The organism is Leptolyngbya sp. CCY15150 (assembly GCF_016888135.1).
Classification (GTDB): domain Bacteria; phylum Cyanobacteriota; class Cyanobacteriia; order RECH01; family RECH01; genus RECH01.
On sequence record NZ_JACSWB010000287.1, the window covers coordinates 1 to 287 of the forward strand.

Consider the following 287-nt stretch of genomic DNA (forward strand, 5'->3'; position numbering starts at 1 on the left):
GATATCACTATCTCCACCACTACCCTAGAGGTTCTCAATGGAGCTCAACTAATAGCCAGTACCTTCAGTCAAGGCAATGCAGGCAGTATTTTCATTGGGGCGGACGATAGCGCCACCTTTTCCGGTACCTCTGAGGATGGCACATTCAGTAGCGCTGCCTTAAGCACGGTTGAGGATGATGCAGTAGGGAACGGCGGCGATATCACCATCTTTACTTCTACTCTGGAAGTGTTTAATGGGGCTCGGCTGCAAGCCAGTACCCTGGGGGAAGGCAATGCAGGCAGTAT

General features: G+C 51.6%; 1 pseudogene. It reads left to right on the top strand.

Annotated features, from left to right (window positions below):
• A pseudogene (locus tag JUJ53_RS22285) lies at positions 1-287 on the top strand (hypothetical protein); the annotation flags it as partial.